The organism is Sphingomicrobium marinum (genome assembly GCF_026157105.1).
Classification (GTDB): Bacteria; Pseudomonadota; Alphaproteobacteria; order Sphingomonadales; family Sphingomonadaceae; genus Sphingomicrobium; species Sphingomicrobium marinum.
Genome location: NZ_JANPVQ010000001.1, coordinates 1,853,790 through 1,879,586 on the forward strand (window position 1 = coordinate 1,853,790; position 25,797 = coordinate 1,879,586).

At 61.7% G+C, this 25,797-nt stretch carries 20 protein-coding genes; 10 read left to right on the forward strand and 10 right to left on the reverse strand.

Translation table 11 applies throughout. From position 1 onward, the window contains the following. Positions 1-3: 3 nt before the first annotated feature. Positions 4-729 carry a 50S ribosomal protein L1 gene (gene rplA, locus NUX07_RS09595; RefSeq protein ID WP_265530353.1) on the forward strand — a complete coding sequence of 242 codons (726 nt, stop codon included), beginning with the start codon at positions 4-6 and terminating at the stop codon, positions 727-729. A gap of 58 nt (positions 730-787) precedes the next feature. On the opposite strand, the gene NUX07_RS09600 is transcribed toward rplA, so the two are convergent. Beyond that, positions 788-2,806: a TIR domain-containing protein gene (locus NUX07_RS09600; protein WP_265530354.1), complete on the reverse strand. Its 2,019-nt coding sequence runs from the start codon at positions 2,804-2,806 to the stop codon at positions 788-790. A gap of 119 nt (positions 2,807-2,925) precedes the next feature. Between NUX07_RS09600 and NUX07_RS09605 the strand changes: the two genes are divergently transcribed. The 5 genes from NUX07_RS09605 (at position 2,926) to NUX07_RS09625 (ending at position 7,209) form a co-directional block, all read left to right on the forward strand. Next, a complete protein-coding gene (locus NUX07_RS09605; RefSeq protein WP_265530355.1) occupies positions 2,926-4,578 on the forward strand; it encodes an FAD-dependent oxidoreductase in 1,653 nt (550 codons plus the stop codon). Between the two features lie 33 nt (positions 4,579-4,611). Further along, the gene (locus tag NUX07_RS09610) at positions 4,612-5,142 is read left to right on the forward strand and encodes a nuclear transport factor 2 family protein (protein ID WP_265530356.1); all 531 of its coding nucleotides are present in this window, start codon (positions 4,612-4,614) and stop codon (positions 5,140-5,142) included. 261 nt (positions 5,143-5,403) lie between these two features. Continuing rightward, the gene (gene rplJ, locus NUX07_RS09615; RefSeq protein WP_265530357.1) at positions 5,404-5,910 is read left to right on the forward strand and encodes a 50S ribosomal protein L10; all 507 of its coding nucleotides are present in this window, start codon (positions 5,404-5,406) and stop codon (positions 5,908-5,910) included. 57 nt (positions 5,911-5,967) lie between these two features. Then, positions 5,968-6,345, forward strand: coding sequence for a 50S ribosomal protein L7/L12 (gene rplL, locus NUX07_RS09620; RefSeq protein WP_218632534.1), 378 nt, complete (start codon positions 5,968-5,970; stop codon positions 6,343-6,345). A gap of 210 nt (positions 6,346-6,555) precedes the next feature. After that, positions 6,556-7,209: a fasciclin domain-containing protein gene (locus tag NUX07_RS09625; protein ID WP_265530358.1), complete on the forward strand. Its 654-nt coding sequence runs from the start codon at positions 6,556-6,558 to the stop codon at positions 7,207-7,209. Positions 7,210-7,284: 75 nt separating this feature from the next. Here NUX07_RS09625 and NUX07_RS09630 read toward each other — a convergent pair whose 3' ends face one another. Next, positions 7,285-7,770 (reverse strand): DM13 domain-containing protein, encoded by a 486-nt coding sequence (locus tag NUX07_RS09630; RefSeq protein ID WP_265530359.1) that lies wholly within the window; start codon positions 7,768-7,770, stop codon positions 7,285-7,287. Between the two features lie 376 nt (positions 7,771-8,146). On the opposite strand from NUX07_RS09630, the gene NUX07_RS09635 reads away from it, so the two are divergent. Further along, positions 8,147-8,812 (forward strand): DUF4956 domain-containing protein, encoded by a 666-nt coding sequence (locus NUX07_RS09635; protein ID WP_265530360.1) that lies wholly within the window; start codon positions 8,147-8,149, stop codon positions 8,810-8,812. After that, the gene (locus NUX07_RS09640; protein ID WP_265530361.1) at positions 8,809-9,621 is read left to right on the forward strand and encodes a hypothetical protein; all 813 of its coding nucleotides are present in this window, start codon (positions 8,809-8,811) and stop codon (positions 9,619-9,621) included. Before NUX07_RS09635 ends, NUX07_RS09640 begins: the two co-directional genes overlap by 4 nt. Here NUX07_RS09640 and NUX07_RS09645 read toward each other — a convergent pair. From NUX07_RS09645 to NUX07_RS09655, 3 genes are all read right to left on the reverse strand, one after another. Further along, the gene (locus NUX07_RS09645) at positions 9,618-10,628 is read right to left on the reverse strand and encodes a hypothetical protein (RefSeq protein ID WP_265530362.1); all 1,011 of its coding nucleotides are present in this window, start codon (positions 10,626-10,628) and stop codon (positions 9,618-9,620) included. The genes NUX07_RS09640 and NUX07_RS09645 overlap by 4 nt on opposite strands. Continuing rightward, positions 10,625-11,659, reverse strand: coding sequence for a metallophosphoesterase (locus tag NUX07_RS09650; protein WP_265530363.1), 1,035 nt, complete (start codon positions 11,657-11,659; stop codon positions 10,625-10,627). The genes NUX07_RS09645 and NUX07_RS09650 overlap by 4 nt, the downstream gene beginning before the upstream one ends. Before the next feature lie 111 nt (positions 11,660-11,770). Beyond that, positions 11,771-13,786, reverse strand: a complete 2,016-nt coding sequence (locus NUX07_RS09655; RefSeq protein WP_265530364.1) for an amidohydrolase family protein — start codon at positions 13,784-13,786, stop codon at positions 11,771-11,773. 288 nt (positions 13,787-14,074) lie between these two features. Between NUX07_RS09655 and rpoB the strand changes: the two genes are divergently transcribed. Further along, the gene (gene rpoB, locus NUX07_RS09660; protein WP_265530365.1) at positions 14,075-18,247 is read left to right on the forward strand and encodes a DNA-directed RNA polymerase subunit beta; all 4,173 of its coding nucleotides are present in this window, start codon (positions 14,075-14,077) and stop codon (positions 18,245-18,247) included. A gap of 49 nt (positions 18,248-18,296) precedes the next feature. Next, on the forward strand, positions 18,297-22,568 hold the full coding sequence (gene rpoC, locus NUX07_RS09665; protein WP_265530366.1) for a DNA-directed RNA polymerase subunit beta': 4,272 nt from the start codon (positions 18,297-18,299) through the stop codon (positions 22,566-22,568). An 80-nt stretch (positions 22,569-22,648) separates the two neighbouring features. Here the strand turns inward: rpoC and NUX07_RS09670 are convergent, their stop codons facing one another. From NUX07_RS09670 to prfB, 5 genes are all read right to left on the reverse strand, one after another. Then, on the reverse strand, positions 22,649-22,786 hold the full coding sequence (locus tag NUX07_RS09670) for an entericidin EcnAB (RefSeq protein WP_265530367.1): 138 nt from the start codon (positions 22,784-22,786) through the stop codon (positions 22,649-22,651). Positions 22,787-22,917: 131 nt separating this feature from the next. Further along, the gene (locus tag NUX07_RS09675) at positions 22,918-23,061 is read right to left on the reverse strand and encodes an entericidin A/B family lipoprotein (RefSeq protein ID WP_265530368.1); all 144 of its coding nucleotides are present in this window, start codon (positions 23,059-23,061) and stop codon (positions 22,918-22,920) included. Positions 23,062-23,136: 75 nt separating this feature from the next. Next, the gene (locus NUX07_RS09680; RefSeq protein ID WP_265530369.1) at positions 23,137-23,931 is read right to left on the reverse strand and encodes a thymidylate synthase; all 795 of its coding nucleotides are present in this window, start codon (positions 23,929-23,931) and stop codon (positions 23,137-23,139) included. A gap of 24 nt (positions 23,932-23,955) precedes the next feature. Continuing rightward, positions 23,956-24,627 carry a class I SAM-dependent methyltransferase gene (locus NUX07_RS09685; RefSeq protein WP_265530370.1) on the reverse strand — a complete coding sequence of 224 codons (672 nt, stop codon included), beginning with the start codon at positions 24,625-24,627 and terminating at the stop codon, positions 23,956-23,958. Positions 24,628-24,640: 13 nt separating this feature from the next. After that, positions 24,641-25,774, reverse strand: coding sequence for a peptide chain release factor 2 (gene prfB / locus NUX07_RS09690; RefSeq protein WP_265530371.1), 1,134 nt, complete (start codon positions 25,772-25,774; stop codon positions 24,641-24,643). Positions 25,775-25,797 lie beyond the last annotated feature (23 nt).

Consider the following 25,797-nt stretch of genomic DNA (forward strand, 5'->3'; position numbering starts at 1 on the left):
ATCATGGCGAAGAAGCTGACCAAGAAGCAGAAGGCCCAGTACGAAAAGGTCGATAACGACGCGATCTACAACGTCGACAACGCCATCAAGCTCGTCAAGGAATGCGCCACCGCCAAGTTCGACGAGACCATCGAAGTCTCGATGAACCTGGGTGTCGATCCGCGCCACGCAGACCAGATGGTCCGCGGCGTCGTCGCGCTGCCCTCGGGCACTGGCAAGGACATCAAGGTCGCCGTGTTCGCGCGCGGTGACAAGGCCGAAGCCGCGCAGAAGGCAGGCGCCGACAAGGTGGGTGCCGAAGATCTCATGGAAGACATGCAGAACGGCAATCTCGACTATGACCGCATCATCGCGACGCCCGACATGATGGGCATCGTCGGTCGCCTCGGTAAGGTGCTGGGCCCCAAAGGCCTGATGCCCAACCCCAAGCTCGGCACCGTGACGCCCGATCCGGCGGCGGCTGTCGAAGCGGCCAAGGGCGGCGAAGTGCAGTTCCGCGTCGAAAAGAACGGGATCATCCATGCCGGCATCGGCAAGGCGAGCTTCGCCGAAGACGCGCTGCGCAAGAATTTCGACGCCTTTGTGGGCGCGATCATCAAGGCCAAGCCTTCGGGCGCCAAGGGTCGCTATGTCCGCAAGGTCGCGATCACCTCGACGATGGGTCCGGGCCTCAAGCTCGACCTGGCCGATGTCGAGGGCACGCAGGCTGCCAAGGAAGCCGACGCCTAGGCGTTCGCTTCCACGGTGACAGACTAAAGAGGCCGGGGCGCATCCGCTCCGGCCTTTTTCATTGCCTGATCGGCAGCGGCAATCCCGCGGTCTGGCCATTGGCCCGGCGAACTTCCGCAAGACGCGCCATGTCGGGATTGGCCCAGATGGCGTGAAAGCGCGGATGGCGGCGCATTTCGTCGGGGAACTCGTAGCGACCCTCGAGCAGCGGCCAGAAATCGTTGGGACCGAACAGTTCGCGCTTCTGATACCCGACTTCGAGCAGATCGATCGCGTTTTCGACCTGGCCGCCTTGCGCCAGCAAGGATGCCGGGGTCGCCATCCCGACGCCGAGCGAGAAATTCTGCGCGTCCGTGAAAGGGGCGGCCTTGAACGGCGTGCCATTGGCGACCTCGCGCGCGCGCCCTTCGAGCCAGCCGATCCATAGCCTGTCATATTCGGATTGCGAGGGGGCGCGGGCATGGTTCCGGCCAAGCAGTTCGAGCCATTGCGCAATCTTGCCCGGGTCTTCGGAATGCAGGCTGGCGACAAGCCCGTTAGCGGCCATGATCACGTGCCCATAGTCGCATTGTTCGCCGCAGGTCGCGATCGTACGGATTTCGTCTTCGACCTCGCCATAACGACCGACCGCACCAAGCGCCAACGCCCTGACACGCGATACCGTGCGGTTGAGCGGATCGAGGAGGAGAGCGCGATCGAAGTGGCGGATGGCGGCATCGAAGTCGCCCAGATATTCATACATCATCCCGCCCGCATAATTGACGAGCGAATCATTGGGGGCGCGTTCGTAAGCGGCTTGGAAAGAGGCCTGCGCGGCATCAACATCGCGTTCCCATGCCGCACGCACGGCGTTGGCCCGCGCGTTGCCCGGATCGAGCGCGAGTGCCCGCCGTAATGCGTCTTCCGTGACCTCGACGGCATCGAAACCGAACGCGTCTTCCACGTACGAGCTGCTCCACGCCACACCCATGCCAAGCGCCGACCAACCGTCAACAAAATCCGGATCGAGTTCGGTCGCTTCCCTGAAGCTGGCAATCGCTTCGGAGCGGTTCTGCGGTTCCTCGCGGCGGTGCCAGAAATCGAGACCGCGAAGATACGCTTCGTAGGCGCGCGGATCGACGCCTTTGGCCTCGGCGCGACCAGCGCCCGCTCCCACGCCTAGCCGGAACTGGAGAACGCGGGCCAATTCTTCGACGATCTCGTCCTGAATGGCAAAAATGTCGGTCAGTTCGCGTTCGTAGGTCTCGGACCAGAGCTGCGATCCGTCGCTGGCGCTGGTCAGGCTTGCTGTGATGCGCACCCGGTCTCCAGCGCGGCGAACCGTGCCCTGCAGTATATGATCGACGCCGAGCTGTTCGCCGATTTCATTGTTCAGCGCATCACTACCTTCGAATGAAAAGGCAGAGGCCCTGCCCGCCACCTTGAGATCGGGGAAGTTGGCAAGCGCGTTGAGCAATTCTTCGGCGATGCCGCGCCCGAAATAGGCGTCGCTTTCGTCCTCGCTCAGCGCTTCGAACGGCAGCACAGCGATCGAGGCCTGCATCGCCTGTTCGGTAGCCGGATCATTCGCGATAAGCTTTGGAATGAACACCGCCCCGATCGCCGCGAGGAAAGCGGCCACGGCAGCCACCAGCCAGGTGCGTTTGACCTTCGGCGCGGGCCCGGGAGTGGCCGGCCTTTCCCCGTCCGCCTCGTCGCCCAGCTTGTGGGCGATGGCGTTGATCAGTGGCGACAAAGTATCGGCATCGCCCTTCCAATTTTCGAGCGACATTGCGTGGAACTGTCCAAAACCCATCGGTGGCAGGGTGCCATCCAGCGTGACCGCAAGCAGCTTGTCGCGCTCGGCGGCATAGTTGGCTTCGTCGCGCACCCAGCGCGATTCCACGCTGTCCTTCGACCAGCAAACCAGCGTGGCCCTTGCCCGTTCTATCTGCTGTTCAATTTCCTTTGAGAATTGGGCACCCGATTCCATGTGGCGGTCCCACCAGACCGAATATCCCCGCGCTTCCAACGCCGCCGCGAGCCGTTCGACCGTCGTTTGATCGGCGCGCGCATAGGACAAAAAGAGATCGGCCACATGCCCCCCTTACCTCGGGTGCATCATGGACGGATCGCATCATTTGGCAAGAGGCATGGCCCTTGGCACTTTCGCCGCCCACAGCGCGTTAGACGCTCGAGTAGAAGGACAGTATCAGCATGGAATCGATTGGCGCGGACCTTGAGGTGATGAAGCGCGTGCCGCTGTCGGATGAGCATGTCGACGCCATCCGCAAGATCGCCGAGGAGAAAAGCTACAAGGCGGGCGAAATGGTCGCCGAAATCGGCGATCCAATGGACCGCTTCGTCTATGTTCTCGACGGCGAGATCGAGGTCGTCGACGATTTTACGGGCGAGCGGCTGATCGAAAGCACGCTGGGGCCAACACAGTTCATGGGCGAACTGGCGTTCCTCAATGCCGGAAGCCACACTTTGCCCATGCGCGCCGCCAAGGACACCAGGACGCTCGAAGCACCGCGCGAGGCCATGCTCGACCTGATGCGCAAGGTCCCCGAACTGTCGGACCATATCATCGACGTCTTCTCGGCGCGGCGGCGCAAGCAGTTCGAGGACGAGCGATCGGCCATCAAGATCGTCGGCGCCGACCGCGATGGGGCGGTGCGTGCGGTTGCCTCGTTCCTCAGCCGCAATCGCATCCCTTTCCAGTCGTACGATCTGGAAGGCGAAGACAAGGAAGCGCGCAAATTATGTACGCTGGTCGATCATGAACCGTCGGTCGTGATCGGGACCGAGCGGGTCATCGACGACCCCACCCCGCGCAAGGTAGCGCGTCTGTTGGGGCTCGATCTAAACGTCTGCACCACGAAAGATGTCGACCTTCTAATCGTCGGCGGCGGGCCGGCCGGCGTGGCTGCGGCGGTCTATGCAGGATCCGAAGGGCTCGATGCGCTGGTGATCGAAGATACGGCGATCGGCGGCCAGGCCGGCACTTCCAGCCGGATCGAAAATTACATGGGCTTCCCGACAGGGATATCTGGGGCAGACCTTGTTTATCGCGGACAAGTGCAGGCGATGAAGTTTGGCACCCGTTTCGTCATGCCGCGCCGTGTCGAGGGATTGCGCCGGCGCGACGATGGCACGTTCTGCGCGCAGCTCGACGAGGGCGACGAATTGTGCGCCCGCGCCATCCTCGTTTCCACCGGTGTCCAGTATCGCAAGCTACCGATCGCGCGTCTCCGCGAATTCGAAGGCGCCGGCATCTATTACGCCGCGACCGACATGGAAGCGCGCTTTTGTGCGGGCAAGAACGCGGTCATCATCGGCGGGGGGAATAGCGCCGGTCAGGCCGCCATGTATCTCAGCCGCGTCGCCAAGTGCGTCCACCTGATGGTGCGCGACGACAGCCTGGCTGACAGCATGTCCTCCTACCTGACCGAGCGGCTCGAGGCCGATCCCGGGATCACCATCCACTTCAACCACGAGGTGAAGGGGCTGGACGGCGACCAGATGCTGGAACGTGTCCGCGTCGAAGGGCCCGATGGCGAGCGTGAATTTGAGTGCGGCGGGCTTTTCATCATGATCGGCGCGGCCCCAAACACCGAATGGCTGTCCGGGCTCGTCGAGCTCGATGACAAGGGTTTCGTGCTGTGCGGAGAGGACGTCGATCGGCCGATGTTCGCGCAGACCAGCTGCGACGGCATCTGGGCGGTCGGCGACGTGCGCGCTTCGTCGGTGAAGCGTGTCGCCAGCGCAGTCGGCGAAGGCTCGGTCGTGGTGTCTGACATCTGGCGTTATGTCGCCGCACGCAAGGAAGCCTTTCCCAACGACCCGCCCGGCAGCCAAGACGACTAGCAGCGCGGACTGCAAAGCGATATTATCCACATCATGCGAACCATTATGCTGCTTGCGCCTGCCGCGATCCTTACCGCCTGTTCCGCCAGCGAAGGCGACGTAGCCAACGCGGTTGGCAACGACGTCGCAGAAGCTGCTGCCTGCCAGCCGCTCGATGCCGCCGCCAAGGCAGCGCTACGCAAGCTCGACCAGGATTACGCCGCTGCCTGGAAGCTTGAAGGCACCGAAGCGCAGCGCGAGGCCTTGCTCGATCTGTTCATCGAAAAGGCGACGATCATTCCGGGAGGCGGCGGCGAGCCGCTGACCGGCCGCGACGCGCTTGCCGGGTTCTGGTTTCCGCCCGACAGCCCGCCCACAGTGGTCAGCCGCTTCGAACGCTCCACGGCATCGGTCGAAGGGACAAGCTGCCTTGCGGCCATCACCGGTCGAAGCAGCGCCGCCTGGATCGTCGATGGCGAGGAGACCGCCTATGACGGTAATTACGTGATCCTTGCCGAAAAGCGCCCGAGCGGTGCGTGGAAGATCAGGAAGATGACGTGGAACAACCGCCCGCAAGGCGACTGAACCGCTTGACTTCGCAGACGCAGCATGTAGAGAGCCCCTCGACCGTCGCCTTCGGGCGGCGATCTCGTCCGAGACAGTTGCTGGAGCTTGCTCCTTAATTTGCAGCCTAGACGGGGTGACAGAGAGATTTTCGACCGCCTGCTGCAAGGCATTCCGGTCGTGTTGATCCAACCCCACGGACAGTATCGCTGACTGAGCTTGCTCAGGAGGCAACCGCTATTGGCAATGGTGCCAAGAGCGGAAACGACATGGGAGTATGGCATGGATCGTTCGCAAAAAGCCGATCTGGTTGCCGAGCTGAAGAGTGTCTTTGCAGAGACCGGCGTTGTCGTCGTCACCCGTAACCACGGGCTGAGCGTCGAACAGTCGTCGGAGCTGCGCAACAAGATGCGCGACGCCGGTGCCCAGTTCAAGGTCGCGAAGAACCGCCTTGCCAAGCTCGCGCTCGATGGCAGCCAGTACCAGCCGATCGGTGACCTTCTTTCGGGTCCCACGGCACTGGCAACCTCGTCCGATCCCGTCGCGGCTGCAAAGGTCGCGGTGGAGTTCGCCAAGGGTAACGACAGGTTCGAAATCCTCGGCGGCGCGATGGGTGAGACCGTCCTCGACGTGAACGGCATCAAGGCACTGGCCGAACTGCCCTCGCTCGACGAACTGCGTGGCAAGATTGTCGGCCTTATCCAGGCCCCGGCAACCAAGATTGCGCAGATTTCGAAGGAGCCCGCGGGTCTGCTCGCGCGCGTCCTGAGCGCCAAGGCTGCGGCCTGACTTTATTAGTTAGACTGAACAACACGACGGGCAACAACGCCCAAACGGAGAAATAAAATGGCTGATCTGGAAAAGATTGTTGACCAGCTTTCGGAACTGACCGTTCTTGAAGCTGCCGAGCTCTCGAAGATGCTCGAAGAAAAGTGGGGCGTGAGCGCCTCTGCGGCGGTTGCGGTTGCAGCCCCGGGTGCCGGTGGCGGTGACGCCGCTGCGGCCGAAGAAAAGGACGAGTTCGACGTGATCCTCACCGGCGACGGTGGCAAGAAGATCAACGTCATCAAGGAAGTCCGTGCGATCACCGGCCTGGGTCTTGGCGAAGCCAAGGCGCTCGTCGAAGGCGCGCCGAAGCCCCTCAAGGAAGGTGCTTCGAAGGACGAAGCCAACGAAATCAAGGAAAAGATCGAAGCAGCCGGCGGCACCGTCGAGCTCAAGTAAGCTTTTCCCGGGTTTCACCGGATACGAGAAGGGCGGCCCTCCCGGGGGCCGCCCTTTTTCTTTTACCGAACATCTGGTCGCACCGCCCGCACGGCTCACGCCGAGCCGACTGTCGCCGTGCGACGAATGCAGGAAAAATCCCCAAAAACCTTCGTTTTGCTTCTGATCCTGCCGCCCCCGAGGCGGCACGTTTTATTAGGAGTAGTAACAATGTTTACGTTCAAGACTGCGACCGCGGCCATTGCGCTCGGTGCGATGGCTTCCACGCCGGCCTTTGCCGACCCCGAAACTGCCGGCCAGATGGGCCCGGTGCCGGGCCAGGAGGAAGTGGTCGAGCCCGAAACCGTCGAGGACGCCATCGAAGACGTCCAGGACGCGCGCGAAGACTTTGCCGAACGCGACAACAAGGGCGAAGGCACGATTGTCGAGATCGCTTTTGCGTCGGACGATTTCTCCACGCTTGAGCGCGCTCTTGGCGAGGGCGAAATGATCGAGGAGTTGGCTGAAGACGGGCCGTTCACGATATTCGCGCCGACGGATGCTGCTTTTGCCAAGCTGCCGGACGGCACGCTGGAAACGCTGTTCGCGAACGACGATGAGGAAGATCTCATCGAAATCCTCAAATACCACGTCATCGAGGGCGCGCTCACCGCCGCCGATATCGCATCGATCGTCGCGCAGGGCGGTGGTTCGGCCTCGTTCGAAACGATGAACGACCAGTCGATCACGATCGCCGATCATGGCGGAACGCTGATGATCATGGACGCCAGCGGTAATCATGTCGGCGTCATCAGTGCCGACATCATGGCAAGCAACGGCGTGATCCACGGCATCGACACCGTGCTGATGCCGACGGTTCAGTAAGCGCCTGCTAGTCCCCCAGTGACGCTTGCTATTGGGCGGTCTCCAAACCGGAGGCCGCCCTTTTTTTTGCAGACTTCAGCCGTCGGCAAGTGCGCGATATCGGCCGGCGGTGATGAACTCTTTGAAGCTTTCACACCAGACGACCACCGTCGTGTACCCCTCGATGTCCACGCCTTCGGGGATGTCGAGAAGAAAGCCATCATAGCTTTTTACCGGCCCGATGAGCTGCGCCTGATCCTTGATGGCGAGGAACGATTCTTCATCGTCGACGAATTCGCGTGTCAGGTAGACGAAATAGTCGGGCCCGGGTGCCAATTCGCCTTGATGCGAAATCGTCGATTCCGACACGCTGATCGTACCCTCGCCCCAGTGGAGGCGATCGCTGCCCGGCAGATCGCGTGTCAGCGTCGCCGAATAGGTGGCAGCGGCCGCCTCGCGCTCCAGCACTTTCGCGTCGGGCGCGTGCTCCGCTGTCAGTATGGGCAAATAATAGATCCCCGCGGCAAATCCCGCCGCCAAAGCGACGATATGGGTGATGGCAAGTATCAGTGCGCGCTTCATCCTGTCCCCGTTCCAGCGTCGCAGCATCGGCGGCGCGTTTGCGATGGCACGCAATCCCCGAATGTCGCGCCAGCCTACCCTACTGATCATTCATACGCAGAAGGGAAAAGGTTACAGCCACGCTGGTTATCGGCGTTAATTCGCATGTGTTCACGGCGATGCGTGGTGGCAAAGCGTTCATCCGGCTCGCATCCGTAACGACCTTGTCTATCCTGACATCCACTGCTTGCGCGCGAAAAGGCTACGATGCTCGTGCCTCGCTTGCCCTTGCAAGGCATTGAGCATCCCGGGGCGACCTTTCCCCAAAGGTCGCCCCTTTCGTTTGTCGTCTGCCACGAGTTGGCGTAGTGTCTTTCTTCTTTAGAGGGGGATACGGATGCGCGTAGTTCGATTATTTGCGGCGCTGACGATCTACTATCTCGCTGTCACCGCGATTGTGTACGGCATGACCGTAATCGTGCCCGAAAGTGCAGCCTATCTGCCCATTGGCGGTGCCGAAGCGCTGCTGACCGGCCCCAGCGACGATCCTTTCGAAGCCATCGAAATCGGCGCCAATCGCGCTGGCGACCTCACCGGCTCGATCATCTGGCTGCTGATGGCGATGTTCGGTGCGCTCTACACCGTATTGCCGGTCAGTTGGCTTTACATGGCTTGCCGCAACCGAGCCGAATATAACCAGTCGATCGTCGAAACGATCATCGTACTGCCGATCGTCGTGACCGCGATCGTCGTCATCGTGCACAACAGCCTGGCGCTGGCCTTCAGCCTGGCGGGGATCGTGGCAGGAGTGCGCTTTCGCAATACGCTCAAAAGCTCCGGCGACGCGCTCTATATCTTCCTGGCCATCGCTATCGGTCTGTCGGCGGGTATCGGTGCGCTCGAAGTGGCGCTCGTGACCTCCATCTTCTTCAACTATCTCTTCATCGCGCTGTGGAGTTCGGATTACGGCGCGATCAAGGGGGCGCTGCGCTTCTTCCGACCCAACCATGGCGACGAGCCCGACGAGGCTTTGGCACATGATAGCGAGAAGAAGCAGCGATGATGAAGCTGGCGGCATTGCTGCCCGTCGCCTTGACGCTGGGCACCGCCCAACAAATCGAAGAAGCGCGCCGTTTCAGCCTGCCCAACGGACTGGAAGAGATCAGCGGACTGGCCATTGCCAGCGAACGCAGCGTTTTCGCGCATAATGACGAACATGCCATCGTCTACGAGATCGAGTTGGAACGCGGCCGTATCTTGCGCGCCTTTGCACTTGGCGATCCCACGCTCGAAGGCGATTTCGAAGGCATCGCCCGTGTCGGCAGCCGCGTTTTCCTGATCACCTCAGACGGTCTCATCTACGCCGCCAACATTGGCCGACACCGGCAACGCGTACCCTATACCGTGCATGACAGTGGCGTCGGCCCGCACTGCGAAATCGAGGGGCTTTCCGCCAGCCCGCAGCCTGGCGAGCTGCTCATACTGTGCAAACGCGGACGCCGCGGTGGAATGCAAACCGATGCGCGTCGGCTTACCGTCTATCGATGGTCCATCGACAGCGAGCACGCCCTGGAGACGCCGTTCCTGTCGCTCGCTCTGTCCGGCTTCCTCACGAAAGAGGAGCGCCCCGATTTCCGGCCGTCGGGGATCGACTGGGACCCCAATTCAGGCGCAATCTATATCGTGTCAGGACGCAATCGATTGATGCTGACGTTCGATCGGCGGGGCACGCTTTTGGAAAAGCGCCGGCTTACGCCGCGCCAACATCCGATGACCGAGGGTATCGCCATGCTGGGGGGGCGCTGGATCGCCTTGGCCGATGAAGGAACGGCGACGCGGCGGGGACGATTGACCGTGTATCCCGCGCGCTAGCGGCAATCATCCAGGACTTTGTCGCGCACCTGCGCATCGGTGCTGATATCCGAAAAGAAATCGTCGAGATATCGATCCAGATCCCGGCGCGTACTATCGCTTATGCCCGGAACGTTGCGATAGGCTGCCGTGAATTCAGGGCGTCGGCCCCGTAAATCGGCCGCGAGTGTCAGCGTATCGGGCCCGTAGCGGCACAATCCGCGATAAAGACGCTGGCGAACGTTGCGGACGGGTAAGCCTTCCGGAGCAATGGCATAAGGCGCATCGACCCAGCCCGACATGTCGAAGTCGTAGGGTATCGGGATCAGGTCCTGGCGCGCCTGCTTGTCCGGCCCGATGACCTTGCTGTTGTGGCAACAATCACGGCCTTGCGGCCCGCGGAACATCGACCAGTCGAGATTGCCTATCATGTACTGGAATAGAGCATAGCGCGCGGCGCGCTGCTGTCCGACCCAGCGCGAACCGATCGCCGGGAGGTTGATTTCGGTCCCGCCCAGCCGGTCGGCGGCAGCATCGATATCCTCAATGAAAAACCCCATTCGCGTCGCCACCTCGCTACCGCTCTCATTCTCGTACCGGATATTGGCGAGGCGCACGCGCAGGCTTTCGTCGGTCATCACGTTGTAGAGCCGATAGGCAGCATATTCGCGCAGCATGACCTGCTCGTAATTGCCCTTGTCCTGGCAATGCGTGACCATCTTGAGTTCGTTCTGCCCGGCAAATGGCGAAGCGCCATCGGGCTTTGTCGGAAAGCGAAGCCGAAGCGGCGGGAACGTGCAGAACCCGCCAACCCTGCGCGTGAGGCCCCTGGCTTCGATCGTGCCATCGTGCACGATGCCGTTGACGGTCACGCGGACGGCATAAGGCTCCGGGTTACGCTTTGCCCGCCGCACCAGCCTGCTGAAGGGTCCCGCGATCGTCACGTTGAGCACCGCGTCGCTCTCGAACAGCGGTTGGGGCTCGACCACGGGCTGCACCACCATTGCGGATATTGCCAGTCCGATCATGAAGCACCCTCCTGCGGTAGAGCCCGCCGCGCCCAATTTCCCTCGTCATCCTGCTCGATTGCAAACGCCCTGCCGTCGAGAATTTCAAGGTAGGAGGGCCGACCGCCATAATGATCGGCCATGCCGGTATCGATCCGCACCAGCCTGCCGTCATGTTGCGCATCGATGCCTTCGAGCCGCGGCGTATGGGCCACGACCAGCCGCTTGGCGCCAAGCGTTGCAAGCACCCCGTCCAACTCGCCGCGGACTATTTCGATCGGACGGTCGCCGGCCTTTTCTTCAAGGTTGCCGCGATACCAAAGCGGCCCCCTCGGGTTTTCCAGCGGCGCCATCAGCGTAGGATCGGTCAGTCCAGCCGCGATCTCCGCATTGACAGCATCGAAACCCTGCGCGGCGACCTCCACGCTGATGCCACCATGAACGAAGAGCGTGCTGCCGACCTTGGCAATGGCCTGCTTGCCTGCATACCACTTTGCCAGTTCGCCGCCGGGCTGCCAGGCAAGCCGATGCTCGATCCAGCCTAGCGGGTGCTCTTCTTCCCATTTCTTGCGCCACTGCTTGGCGTTGCCATCGGGATAACGCGCTTCCATTTTTGCGAGGAACGCGACTTCGTTGTTTCGCCAGTACGCCCGGCGAAGTGTCTTGGATTTCGGACCGACAAAGGCTTCGAATTCGCCCGGATGCACGTAGCGAAGATCGCCAATGACATTCATGGCTTCGTGATTGCCGATGAGCGCGATGACCTGGCCGCCGGCCGCCGCCGCCTGCTCCTCGAGCGCCATGAGGTCGCGGATGATCTTGAGGCTGTCGGGCCCGCGATCAGTGACATCGCCTAGCTGGACCAGCACGGTTTCGCCGCCGGCCCAGTCGCCGTCCGCATCGACCAATTTCGCCGTCAACGCAATATCGCGAAAAGCTTCATAGTCGCCGTGAAGATCGCCAATCGCCACGACCCGCGCCGGTTCCCCGGCGTGCGCCATGCTGCCGATGAGCAGCGAGAGGAGAACGATCAGGGTCCGGATGAAGCTCATGTGCGCATCAGGCAGCGAATCTTAACCCGTGTCAACATTGACGACGAGAAAGCTTGGCCTCCTGCCGCCGACAATGGGCGGAACGACAGCCGCCGCATTGCTATCAGCGCGTTATTGTTCGGGCAGCACGATCGCTTCAGCGAAGGGCGTAATCCCGAACGACGGCAAAACCTCGGCGGGGGCATAAAAGGTGCCGCCGCGCGACACGAGGCCGATCTGCTTCAATTGCCCGAGATCCTCCGTCGGATCGCCGCGCACCAGGAAGAAATCGGCCAGCTTGCCGCGCTCGATCGAGCCAAGATCTTCGTCTTGGCCGAGATAGCGCGCCATGTCGATCGTGGCGCGCGCCAGCACTTCCTCGTTGCTCATGCCGAGCTGGCCGAACAATTCGAGTTCGCGGTGATAGGTCAGCGCGCCGCCCGTATCGGTGCCCGGGATCAGGAGGATCCCCGATTTGTGCATCCTCCGGAGCGTGTCCTTGATGGTCGCGTAGGCATCGACATATTGCTGCCGTTCCTCCGCCGTGTCGGCGCCGAACAGCGCCTGCTTGAGGCTGCGCTGCACGCTCGGCGGCATGTTGTCGGCATAGCTTACCGCGCCGGCATGATATTCGCCGTCCTTCGCGGTCAGGCCGATTTCGTGGATGCCTAGCGTCGGTTCATGCGCCACGCCGTTGGCAAGCATGGCGTCGATCGTCGCGTTGACCTGGTCGCCGTAAAGGTCGAGCGAGGGAAAGCGCTTCATCGCGGTGAAACGGAACAGGGTGCGCGTGTCCTCGCCCTCGTTCAGCACCCAGCCGAGCATCAGCTGGTTGACGTGCGTGACCTCGCTATAGCCCATCTCGATCATCGCATCGGCAGTCGAGAAAGCCGGCACGTGTCCCGCGACCATCAGGCCGAGTTTCTTGGCCTCGGCGATGGCCGCCGCATTCCATTCGGGCTTCATCGAATTGTAGAGCTTGATGCCATGGAAGCCCTTGGCGGCGTACATGCGCGTGGCGTCGACCGCTTCTTCGGCGCTGGTCACCAAGACGCCGGTGCGTGAGGAAAACGGACTTTCGCCTTCGATGAAGCCGAAGCGCGTGACGCGCGGTCCGGCAAGCTCGCCCGCCTCAATCCGCTCGAGCAACTTGTCGAGCACCTCGTTGCGGTTGCCTATGTCGCGCATCGAGGTGATGCCGGCAAGCACGTTGGTCAGCGCGCTCTCGCGGCCGAGATGCGCGTGCATCTCGTACATGCCGGGGATCATCATTGTCCCCTCGCCTTCGATGCGCACTTCGCCATCGACGGGCGCGCCGCCCGCCGGCTCGATCATGGTGATACGGCCATCGTAAACGACGACGTCGCTGGGTTCGCCGACGGTCTTGGAGACGCTGTCGAAGATGCGCACGTTGGCAATGCGTACGGGCGCGTCATAGGTATGCGCGTAGGTGGCCTGGAGTTCGGCGAGCCGCTCGGCCGAATATAGTTCGGTCATGTCGCGCAGCACCTGGTCATGCGCTTCGTAGCCTGCGCGCAGGACGGCAAAGGACGGGCTTGCCGTGCCGAAGAATTTGCCGTCGCTGTCGAGCAGGACATAGCTGGGCGAAGTGTCGAGGCCGGCCACTTCATAGATCGTGACCGATACGTCGCCCGCATCGCTGGCAAGATCGACCGTGTCGCGCGGCGTCAGCACCGCGGTGCCCGATGGCAGCGTGTCGATGCGGCCATCGTCATCGCGCAGCAACGCTTCGGTGAGGAGCGCAAGGTCCATCGGACTGCCGCTCTGGCTGACATAGAATGCGTCGGTATCGGTGCTTCCGCCGCCCGCTGCGTCCTGCCACGTCGCGCCGCCATTGCCATCGAGGCGGTACCATTCATCGATCAGGTTACCGAAGGTCGTTCGCCCGCCGATCTTCACCTCGACAGGGCGGCCGGCATCGTCGACACGGATCACTTCCGCGACGGTGGGGCCGCGACCATTCTGCTTGTAATCCCAGACGATGTCGTACGTGTTGCCGTCGCGATCGACCTCGAGTGCCCCGATGACGGTGCCCGTCGACAGCACGCGATACTCGCTTTCCTGCGCCCCGGCTGCCGAAGACAAAAACGCCGCCGTGGCGGCCAAAAGCATCGATTTGCGGATCATTCTCGTTTCCCCTGCTACGCGTTGCCGCGCACCCTGCGTCACCTTGGCGAGAACGGCAACCATCCCCCTTGAACTTTCCTACAGGAAGCGTATATCGAAGCCATTCAATGACATGTGGCTCCGCCGCACGGATTCGTGCGTCCCGGGGCCTGCCTGCCGTTTCCGGGACACGAACCGCCCCACGCGCACGGTTCGAACGAATGGGAAATGGGTCATCCAGGCGCCGCGCAGCACTTGGCAATCGAGGGCCCGCGAACCCGTTCGCGCGCCCGTAGCGCAGGGAAATTCATGGCTACCACAGCAAAAGACGTGCCGACGACACGCGCCGGCCACTCCAAGGCCCGCCGTATCCGCAAAATCTTCGGCAACATCCACGAAGTTTCGGAAATGCCCAACCTCATCGAGGTGCAGAAGGAATCCTACGAGGACTTCCTCCGCTCGCGCCCCGCTGAAGATTATATGTCGGGCCTGGAAAAGACGCTCCGCGGCGTTTTCCCCATCCAGGACTTCGCGGGCACCGCGCACCTCGACTTCGATGGCTATGAGCTGGAACCGCCCAAGTTCGATACCGAAGAATGCCGCCAGCGCGGCCTGACCTATGCTGCGCCGATGCGCGTCACGCTGCGCCTCACCAGCTTCGAGATCGATCCCGACACCGAAGCCAAGTCGGTCATCGATATCAAGGAGCAGGACGTCTACATGGGTGACATGCCCCTGATGACGGGCAACGGCACCTTCATCATCAACGGCACCGAGCGCGTCATCGTCAGCCAGATGCACCGTTCGCCGGGCGTGCTGTTCGACCATGATCGCGGCAAGACTCACTCGAGCGGCAAGTACCTGTTTGCCGCCCGCGTGATCCCGTACCGCGGCTCGTGGCTCGATTTCGAATTCGACGCCAAGGACATCGTCAACGTGCGTATCGACCGCAAGCGCAAGCTGCCGGTCACCACCCTGCTGTACGCGCTTGGCCTCAACCACGAGGAAATCCTCGAGCACTTCTACGATCGCGTGACGTGGAAGCGCGGCAAGAATGGCTGGGAAATGCCGTTCAACCCCGATGCGTGGCGCAGCCTGAAGCCGACTTACGACGTTGCCGATGCCAAGACCGGCGAAGTCGTGTTCGAAGCGGGCAAGAAGATCACGCCGCGCGCAGCCAAGAAGGCCGAAAGCGATGGTCTCAAGACCGTCGTGATCCCGACGGAGGAAATTCTCGGCCGCTTCGCCGCTTATGATCTCATCAACGAAAAGACGGGCGCAATCTACGTCGAGGCCGGCGAAGAAGTATCGGCCGAGACGCTGGAAAAGCTCGACGCTGCCAAGATCAAGGAAATCGAACTTCTCGACATCGATTATGTCAACACGGGTCCCTGGATCCGCAACACCCTCAACGCCGACAAGGCCGAAGACACCGATCAGGCGCTGGCCGACATCTACCGCGTGATGCGCCCGGGCGAACCGCCCACCCGCGAAACCGCGGACGCGTTGTTCCACGGCCTCTTCTTCGATCCCGAGCGCTATGACCTCTCGGCGGTTGGCCGCGTGAAGCTCAACATGCGCCTCGACCTCGATGCCGAAGACACGGTCACCACGCTGCGCCGCGAAGATATCCTCGCGGTCGTCAAGACGCTGGTCGATCTCAAGGACGGCAAGGGCGACATCGATGATATCGACAACCTTGCCAACCGCCGCGTGCGTTCGGTCGGCGAATTGCTGGAAAACCAGTACCGCGTCGGCCTCCTGCGCATGGAACGCGCGGTCAAGGAGCGCATGAGCTCGGTCGACGTGTCGACGGTCATGCCCAACGACCTCATCAACGCCAAGCCCGCCGTGGCCGCCGTTCGTGAGTTTTTCGGCTCCTCGCAGCTCTCGCAGTTCATGGACCAGACCAACCCGCTTTCGGAAGTCACCCACAAGCGCCGCGTGTCGGCGCTCGGCCCGGGTGGTCTCACGCGTGAGCGCGCGGGCTTCGAAGTGCGCGACGTTCACCCGACGCACTATGGCCGTATCTGCCCGATCGAGACGCCTGAAGGCCCCAACATCGGCCTCATCAACTCGCTCGCCAGCTTCAGCCGCGTCAACAAGTATGGCTTCATCGAGACGCCGTACCGCAAGGTCGTGAACAACAAGGTGACCGACGAGGTCATCTATCTCTCGGCAATGGAAGAGCAGAAGCACACGATCGCGCAGGCGAACGCCGACCTGAACAAGGACGGCAGCTTCGTCGAGGAAATCGTCTCGAGCCGCCAGGCCGGCGAATTCCTCATGGCGCAGCGCGAGCAGATCACGCTGATGGACGTTTCGCCCAAGCAGCTGGTCTCGGTCGCCGCCTCGCTCATCCCGTTCCTCGAGAACGATGACGCCAACCGCGCGCTCATGGGCTCGAACATGCAACGCCAGGCAGTGCCGCTGGTCCAGGCCGATGCCCCGCTCGTGGGTACCGGCATGGAAGAAACCGTCGCTCGCGATTCGGGCGCGGCGATTGCCGCCAAGCGTACCGGCGTGGTCGACCAGGTCGACGCAACGCGTATCGTCGTGCGTGTCACCGAAGACGTCGAGGCCGGCGAAAGCGGCGTCGACATCTACACGCTGCAGAAGTTCCAGCGCTCGAACCAGAACACCTGCATCAACCAGCGTCCGCTGGTGAAGGTCGGTGAGACGGTCACCCGCGGCGAAATCATCGCCGACGGTCCCTCGACCCAGTTCGGTGAACTGGCGCTTGGCCGTAACGTGCTCGTCGCGTTCATGCCCTGGAACGGCTACAACTACGAGGACTCGATCCTCATCTCCGAGCGTATCGTGAAGGACGACGTCTTCACCTCGATCCACATCGAGGAATTCGAAGTCATGGCGCGTGACACCAAGCTTGGCCCCGAAGACATCACCCGCGACATTCCCAATGTCGGCGAGGAAGCACTGCGCAACCTCGACGAAGCGGGCATCGTCTATATCGGTGCCGAAGTGGAGCCGGGCGACATCCTGGTCGGCAAGATCACGCCCAAGGGCGAAAGCCCGATGACGCCGGAAGAAAAGCTGCTGCGCGCCATCTTCGGTGAAAAGGCCTCGGACGTGCGCGACACGTCGCTGCGCCTGCCGCCGGGTGTTGCCGGCACGATCGTCGACGTGCGCACCTTCAACCGCCACGGCATCGACATCGATGACCGTACGCGCGCGATTCAGCAGGAGGAAAAAGAACGCCTCCAGAAGGACGCGAACGACGAAAAGGCGATCCTCAACCGCGCGACCTACAAGCGTCTCGAGGAAATGCTGACGGGTCAGACCGCCACCGCGGTGCCCAAGGGCATCAAGAAGGGCGCCAAGCTGACCAAGGGGATGCTCGAAGAGGTCGACCAGAAGGACTGGTGGAAGATCGCGGTCAAGAACGACGCGCGCCAGGCCGATCTCGAAGCCGTCAAGGCGCAGTATGATGAAGCCATCGGCCTCATCAACGCCAAGCTCGACGATCGCATCCAGAAGCTGGAAGCGGGCGACGAACTGCCGCCGGGCGTCCTCAAGATGGTCAAGGTCTTCGTCGCGGTGAAGCGCAAGCTCCAGCCGGGCGACAAGATGGCCGGCCGTCACGGGAACAAGGGTGTCATCAGCCGGATCCTTCCGGTCGAGGACATGCCCTTCCTCGAAGACGGCACGCATGCCGACATCGTCTTGAACCCGCTGGGCGTGCCGTCGCGCATGAACGTCGGACAGATCTTCGAAACCCACCTGGGCTGGGCCGCACGCGGTCTTGGCCAGCAGATTTCGGAGATGCTCGAAGACATCCATCACAAGGGCAAGGACATTGCCGCCAAGGACATCAAGCAGGTGCGTGCGCACCTCACCGACGTCTATGGCGACAAGTATGCGCAGGACATCAAGGAGCGCAGCGACGACCAGGTGATGGAGCTTGCAGGCCACCTCACCTACGGCGTCCCGATGGGCACCCCGGTGTTCGACGGTGCCAAGGAAGCTGACGTAGCCGACATGCTCGAAAAGGCCGGTCTCGACCGTTCGGGCCAGGTGACTCTGTTCGACGGGCGCACGGGCGAGCCGTTCGATCGTAAGGTCACCGTGGGCTACATCTACATGCTCAAGCTGCATCACCTCGTGGACGACAAGATCCACGCGCGTTCGATCGGTCCGTACAGCCTCGTCACCCAGCAGCCGCTGGGCGGTAAGGCGCAGTTCGGCGGCCAGCGCTTCGGTGAAATGGAAGTGTGGGCGCTGCAGGCTTACGGCGCTGCCTATACGCTCCAGGAAATGCTGACGGTGAAATCGGACGACGTGGTCGGCCGCACCAAGGTATACGAAGCGATCGTCAAGGGCGACGACACCTTCGAAGCCGGCATCCCGGAAAGCTTCAATGTTCTGGTCAAGGAAATGCGTTCGCTGGGTCTCAGCGTCGATCTGGAAGACATCTCCGATGGGGATGACGAAGACGACACGCCCGCGATCGCTGCCGAGTAACGGATTATTTTCCCCGGGCCTCACCGCCCGGGGATGAGAGGATTATCAGATGAACGAACTGACCAACTTCGCAAACCCGGTTTCGAAACCCGAAACCTTTGACCAGATCCGTATCGGCCTTGCCTCGCCTGACCGCATCCGTTCGTGGAGCTTCGGCGAAATCAAGAAGCCTGAGACGATCAACTATCGTACGTTCAAGCCCGAACGCGACGGCCTGTTCTGCGCGCGCATCTTCGGTCCGATCAAGGACTATGAATGCCTGTGCGGCAAGTATAAGCGCATGAAATACAAGGGCATCGTCTGCGAGAAGTGCGGCGTGGAAGTGACCGTTTCGAAGGTCCGCCGCGAACGCATGGGCCATATCGAACTGGCCGCCCCGGTTGCCCATATCTGGTTCCTGAAGTCGCTGCCGAGCCGTATCGGCCTGCTTCTGGACATGCAGCTGAAGCAGCTCGAGCGTGTGCTCTACTTCGAAAGCTATATCGTCATCGAGCCGGGCCTCACCCCGCTCGAGAAGTTCCAGCTGCTGACCGAGGACGAGCTCCTCGAAGCGCAGGACGAATATGGCGAAGACGCCTTCTCGGCCGGCATCGGTGCCGAGGCCGTCAAGCAGATGCTGATGGACCTCGACCTCGAACAGGAGCGCAAGGACCTCCTCGAAGAGCTCGAGACCACCAAGTCGGTCCTCAAGCCCAAGAAGATCATCAAGCGTCTCAAGGTCGTCGAGAGCTTCATCGACTCGGGCAACCGGCCCGAGTGGATGATCCTTGAAGTGATCCCGGTTATTCCGCCCGACCTGCGCCCGCTGGTCCCGCTGGATGGCGGCCGCTTCGCGACGTCGGATCTCAACGATCTCTATCGCCGCGTCATCAACCGTAACAACCGCCTGAAGCGCCTCATGGAACTGCGTGCGCCCGACATCATCGTGCGTAACGAAAAGCGCATGCTGCAGGAATCGGTCGATGCGCTGTTCGACAACGGCCGCCGTGGCCGCACCATCACCGGTGCCAACAAGCGTCCGCTCAAGTCGCTCAGCGACATGCTCAAGGGCAAGCAGGGCCGCTTCCGCCAGAACCTGCTGGGCAAGCGCGTCGACTATTCGGGTCGTTCGGTCATCGTGACCGGTCCGGAACTCAAGCTGCACCAGTGCGGCCTTCCCAAGAAGATGGCGTTGGAGCTGTTCAAGCCGTTCATCTACTCGCGCCTCGACGCCAAGGGTCTTTCGATGACCCTGAAGCAGGCCAAGAAGTGGGTCGAAAAGGAGCGCAAGGAAGTCTGGGATATCCTCGACGAAGTCATTCGCGAGCACCCCGTTCTCCTCAACCGCGCCCCGACGCTCCACCGCTTGGGCATCCAGGCGTTCGAACCGGTGCTGATCGAAGGCAAGGCCATCCAGCTTCACCCGCTGGTCTGCGCCGCCTTTAACGCCGACTTCGACGGTGATCAGATGGCCGTGCACGTCCCGCTGAGCCTTGAGGCGCAGCTGGAAGCACGCGTGCTCATGATGAGCACGAACAACATCCTGTCGCCCGCCAACGGCAAGCCCATCATCGTGCCGTCGCAGGACATGGTCCTCGGCCTTTATTACATCACGATGGAAAAAGAGGGTGAGCCGGGCGAAGGTTCGATCTTCACCGACATGACCGAGGTCCACCAGGCCCTCAATGTCGGCGCGGTCACGCTGCACTCGAAGATCATCGCCCGAGTCCCGCAGACGGACGAAGATGGCAAGGAAAGCATGGTTCGCTTCGAAACCACGCCGGGCCGCATGCTGCTCGGTGAAAAGCTTCCCAAGAGCCACAAGGTGCCCTTCGAGACGGTCAACAAGCTGCTGACCAAGAAGGACATCGGCGAGGTGATCGACGAGGTCTATCGTCACACCGGGCAGAAGGACACGGTCATCTTTGCCGACCAGATCATGAGCCTCGGTTTCCAGCACGCCTTCAAGGCCGGCATCTCCTTCGGCATGGACGACATGGTCATCCCTGCCGCCAAGGAAAAGCTGGTCGAAGAAACGCGTGCGCAGGTCGCCGACTATGAGCAGCAGTATCAGGACGGCCTGATCACGCAGCAGGAAAAGTACAACAAGGTCATCGACGCCTGGAGCCGCTGCGGCGACCAGGTCGCGAACGAGATGATGGACGAGATCCAGGCGGTCAAGAAGGACGAGGACGGACGCGAAAGCCCCGTGAACTCGATCTACATGATGGCCCACTCGGGTGCGCGTGGTAGCCAGGCGCAGATCAAGCAGCTCGCGGGTATGCGCGGCCTGATGGCCAAGCCGTCGGGCGAGATCATCGAAACGCCGATCATCTCGAACTTCAAGGAAGGTCTGACCGTCCTCGAATACTTCAACTCGACCCACGGTGCTCGTAAGGGCCTCGCGGATACGGCGCTCAAGACCGCCAACTCGGGTTACCTGACGCGTCGTCTCGTCGACGTCAGCCAGGACTGCGTGATCGTCGAAGAAGACTGCAAGACCGACAATGTCCTGGAGATGCGCGCCATCGTCCAGGGCGGGTCGACCATTGCCAGCCTGTCGGATCGTGTCCTTGGCCGTACGACGGCCGAAGACATCGTCGATCCGGAAACGGACAAGGTCGCGATCAAGTCGGGCAGCCTGATCGACGAAGCCATGGCCAAGCAGATCGAGGACCTGGGCGTCCAGGCGCTCAAGATTCGCTCGCCGCTGGTATGCGAATCCAAGCAGGGCGTGTGCGGCAAGTGCTACGGCCGTGACCTCGCGCGCGGTACGCCGGTGAATATCGGCGAAGCGGTCGGCGTCATCGCCGCCCAGTCGATCGGTGAACCCGGCACGCAGCTCACCATGCGGACCTTCCACATCGGTGGTGCGGCGCAGCTCAACGAGCAGTCGAACCTCGAAGCCCCGGTCGAAGGCAAGATCGAATATCGTGACATGCCGACGATCGAGGACGCCAAGGGCCGCACGCTCTCGCTGTCGCGTTCGGGCGAAGTCGCGATCCTCGATACCGATGGTCGCGAGCTGTCGACGCACAAGATCCCGTACGGTGCGACGCTGCACTTTGCGAACGGTCACATGATCAAGCAGGGTGACAAGATCGCCGAGTGGGATCCCTCGTTCAGCCCGGTCATCACCGAGCGCAAGGGCGTCGTGAAGTATCAGGATATTGTCGATGGCAAGACCCTGACCGAGCAGACCGACGAGTCGACGGGGATCTCGCAGCGCGTGATCACCGAAAACCAGTCCAAGTCGAAGAAGGAAGACTTCCGTCCCCGCCTCACGCTTACGGGCAAGAAGGACGAGGAAGCGGGCGTCTATCGCCTGGCTCCGGGCGCGATTATCGCGGTCGAGGATGGTGCTGAGGTGGAAGCCGGTACGGTGCTTGCGCGTATGCCGCGTGAAGCCGCCAAGACCCGCGACATCACGGGTGGTCTGCCGCGCGTCGCCGAGCTGTTCGAAGCGCGTAAGCCCAAGGACAATTCGGTCATCGCCAAGGCTTCGGGCAAGTTCACCTTCATCCGCGACTACAAGGCGAAGCGTAAGGTTGCGATCATCCCCGAGGATGGTTCGGACCAGATCGATTACCTGATCCCGAAGGCGAAGGTCATCGACGTGCAGGAAGGCGACTATGTGAAGAAAGGCGACAACCTGGTCGCAGGCTCGCCCGATCCGCATGACATCCTTGAAGTCATGGGCGTCGAAGCGCTGGCCGAATATCTCGTCAACGAGATCCAGGAAGTCTACCGACTGCAGGGCGTGAAGATCAACGACAAGCACATCGAGGTGATCGTTCGCCAGATGCTGCAGAAGGTCGAGATCACCAACGGTGGCGACACCACCCTGCTGCCGGGCGAACAGGTCGACCGCGACGAGATGGACGAAGCCAACGCCAAGCTTGCCCCGCGCAAGAAGAAAGCGGAAGGCAAGCCCATCCTGCTCGGGATCACCAAGGCGTCGCTGCAGACCCGCAGCTTCATCTCGGCCGCGTCCTTCCAGGAAACGACCCGCGTGCTCACGCAGGCGGCCGTCGAAGGCAAGTCGGATACGCTCAACGGTCTCAAGGAAAACGTGATCGTGGGTCGTCTCATCCCCGCCGGTACCGGCGCGGGCATGAACCGCATGCGTGTCACCGCCTCTTCGCGTGACGCGGCGCTTCGGGCGCAGCAGAAGAAGATGCAGGAAGCCCTTCTGGCCGCGCAGACGGCGGAAGAAGAGCATGAGGCGGAGCTCAAGCGCGACGATGCCGACAAGGTCGAAGATCCGCTGGCCGATGTGGTCGTATCGGGTGACGGCAGCGATGCCGCAGCCGAAGACGCTGGCGCCAGCGCCGAAGACTAAGGCCCGGTTTCTGCCGCAATAAAAAAGGCCCCGGTGGAGGAAACTCCGCCGGGGCCTTTTCTTTGTATGAAACGAAAAGCTTAGCAGTTTTCGCCGTTAATCACGTCTTCGCCGCATTTGCCGGCCGAGCTGATATCCTCACCCAATCCCTGCACTGTGTTGCAGGCACCAAGCGCCATGCTCGTTCCGAACAATGCGATGACCAGAAGTTTGCGCATCATAGTCTCCCAAGTATCGTGACGCCAAAGACGTCATGATCATCCTCCTAGCAAGGTTGATGCGCGATGAACCAAAAAAAGCCCCGCGCCTGGGGGCGCAGGGCTTTGGCTGAAACCAGATCGAGAAGCGATTAGCAGTCGCGACCGTCCAGCACGTCTTCGCCGCATTCGCCGGCCGAACTGATATCTTCGCCGACACCCTGAACGGTGTTGCAGGCGGCGGCGCCGAAGGTGAGGCCGGCAGCGGCAAACAGCATCATGAATTTACGAACCATGGGTATTCTCCCTCTTCAAGTGTGCCAACAACGCACAAAAAGAGGGAAAGGCTCCACCACAGCGATCAAACGCGGTCAGACCGCGACCGGCGCCTTGATATGCGGATGCGGATCGTAATTTTCGAAGCTGAAATCGTCGGGCTGGTAATCGAACAACCCCTGCCCGCGATCCTTGATTGTCAGCCTCGGGAGCGCACGCGGTTCGCGCGCCAGCTGGGTCTTCGCCTGTTCCAGGTGGTTGGAATAGAGATGCACATCGCCCCCGGTCCAGACGAAATGTCCGGGCTCGAGGCCGGTTTCACGCGCCAGCATATGGGTCAGCAGGGCATAGGATGCGATATTGAACGGTACGCCCAGAAACAGATCTGCGGAGCGTTGGTAGAGCTGCAGGCTGAGCTTGCCGTTGGCCACGTGCGTCTGGAACAGGCAGTGGCATGGTGCCAGCGCCATGTCAGGCTGTTCGGCGGGGTTCCATGCGCTCACCACCTGGCGGCGCGACGCAGGATCCTCGCGGATCAGCTTTATCAACTCCTCGATCTGGTCGACGGTGCGGCCGTTGCCGCCTTCGAACCGGCGCCATTGCTTGCCGTAGACTGGCCCGAGATCACCGTTTTCGTCGGCCCACTCGTCCCAGATGCTGACCTTGTTGTCCTGCAGATATTTGACGTTCGTATCGCCGTTGAGGAACCACAGAAGCTCGACGATGATCGAGCGCAGGTGCAGCTTTTTGGTGGTCAGCAGCGGGAAACCCTTGGCGAGATCGAAGCGCATCTGCGCACCAAAGACGCTGAGCGTACCGACGCCGGTGCGGTCATCCTGGGAAGCGCCCTCATCGAGGATTCGCTGCATCAAATCGAGATATTGTCGCATGCGCCAAGAGTAGCGCGACAGTGCCTAACTACAAGGCTCGATTTCGCGCGGTTCGGGTCGTTCGCGGGCGATTTGGAAGGCGGCATAATAAGCATCGGTGCCTTCAAGATCGGCGGTCTGCACGCGTTCGAGCCCTAACGCTGCAAATTCGCAATCGAGTTGCTTCGGAGAGATGCCGTGGCGCTTTATTGGGCGGTCGGCATCGACCACGATGACCTGCCCGCCTTCAGCCAGGCCCTCACGCAAATTCCACAGAAATTCGTAGGGTTCGGTCACCTCGTGATAGACATGCACAAGGAAGATCCGATCAAAACTATTGTCGGGCAGGCGCGGATCGTTTGCGGCGCCCAGACGCACCGTCACATTGTCGAGGCTTTCGCGCTGCACGCGGCGCGCCAGCCGGTCGCGCACGTCAGGCAGGATATCCTGCGCCAGCACGCGGCCTCGATCGCCAACCGCCCGCGCCAGGCGGATGGTATAATAGCCCTCGCCCGCACCGATATCGGCGACGCTCATGCCTTCGCTGATGCCCGCCAGTTCCATTACCCGTTCGGCCTCGCCCAGCCGGTCGCGCGCATCCTCGGTGGAAAAACGGTCGGACACGATCGGTGCGACGTCGCGGCGCGGCAACGGGAAGCCGTCATTGGCATCGCGCGGGTCGCCGCGGCATCCCGCCAGCAGCGCCAGTGCGAACATAGGAAGGGCGAGCCTATTCGACATCGTCATCCTCGATCTCGACCTTTTCGCCGGTCACACGCTGCGACAGCGCGGCCGCCATGAACTTGTCGAGATCGCCATCCAAAACGTCGCCCGGCGCCGTCGAGGTTACGCCGGTGCGCAAGTCCTTGACCAGTTGGTAGGGCTGGAGGACATAGCTGCGGATCTGATGGCCCCAGCCAATGTCGGTCTTGGTGGCATTGGTTGCGTTGGCCTCTTCCTCGCGTCGCTGCAGCTCGGCCTCGTAAAGGCGGGCTTTGAGCATGTTCAACGCCTCGGCCTTGTTCTTGTGCTGCGACCGGCCGCTTTGCGACGCGACCACGATATTCGTCGGAATATGCGTGATACGCACCGCGCTGTCGGTCGTGTTCACATGCTGCCCGCCAGCGCCCGAGGCGCGATAGGTATCGATGCGCAGATCGCTTTCGTTGATCTCGACCTCGATGGAATCGTCGATTTCGGGATAGACCCAGACCGATGAAAAGCTGGTGTGGCGACGCGCCGAGCTGTCGTAGGGCGAGATGCGCACGAGGCGATGAACGCCGCTTTCCGTTTTCGCATAGCCATAGGCATTTTCGCCCTTGATGAGCAACGTCGCCGACTTGATGCCTGCCTGCTCGCCCGCGTGATGGTCGATCACTTCGACCTTCATGCCGCGCCGTTCGGCCCAGCGCGTATACATGCGCTGCAACATTTCGGCCCAATCCTGGCTTTCGGTCCCGCCGGCACCCGCATGGACTTCGATATAGGCGTTATTGCTGTCGGCTTCGCCTGCCAGCAATGCTGCGACCTTGTCCTTTTCGGCGCGCTCGGCCAGCTGTTCGAGCGCGGTCACCGCTTCCTCGACCAGCCCGTCGTCGCCTTCGGCTTCGGCCATTTCCATCAGCTCGATCGTATCGGCGAGTTCCTTTTCGATCTTGCGCGTGGCACCGATCGCCTCTTCAAGGCGACCGCGTTCCCGCATCAATGCCTTGGCCGCCTTGGGATTGTCCCACAGGGTCGGGTCTTCGGCGGCGTCATTGAGTTCGTCCATGCGCTTCAAGGCCCGGTCCCAATCGAGAAACCGGCGGAGGAGCTGCGTGGCGGCAGTGATCTGGTCGGCAGAGGCTTGCGCTTCAGCACGCATGATATTGGACTTTCGAAAAGGCT